The 602-nt window shown below is 45.7% G+C and carries 1 pseudogene; it reads left to right on the top strand.

The annotated features are described in order from the left end of the window. Positions 1 to 602, top strand: a pseudogene (locus ACE01N_RS20650) (hypothetical protein); the annotation flags it as partial.

The raw sequence follows: 602 nt of genomic DNA, 5'->3' as shown, positions 1-602 counted from the left end.
GATAATGATGGTATAGGTGATAATGCGGACACTGACGACGACGGCGATGGTTACAGCGATGCAGATGAGATTGCCAACGATACCGATCCACTGGATGCAGAATCTGTACCGGCTGACAACGATGGTGATATGGTCAGTGACCTTAACGACGATGATGATGATAATGATGGCATAATCGATACAGAGGATAAATTCCCGACAGACGCTACAGAAACTGTTGATACCGATAATGACGGAGTAGGCGACAATGCCGATACCGACGATGACGGTGATGGTTACAGCGACGCAGATGAGATTGCCAATGACACCGATCCACTGGATGCAGAATCTGTACCGGCTGATAACGATGGTGACAAGGTAAGTGACCTGAATGACGATGATGATGATAATGATGGTTATTCAGATCAGGATGAGATTGCCAATGGAACCGATCCACTGGATGCAGTATCTGTACCTGCTGACAACGATGGTGATAAGGTGAGCGACCTGAATGACAATGATGATGATAACGATGGTATTATTGACTCAGAGGATGAATTCCCGATGGATGCCACAGAATTTGCTGATAGTGATAACGATGGCATTGGAAATAATGCTGATAC

The organism is Quyinboa ferrireducens (assembly GCF_042436675.1).
Classification (GTDB): Bacteria; Bacteroidota; Bacteroidia; order Bacteroidales; family UBA5342; genus JBHJHP01.
Note: the sequence above shows the minus strand (reverse complement) of the source record. Positions and strands in the feature narration are given on the sequence as shown.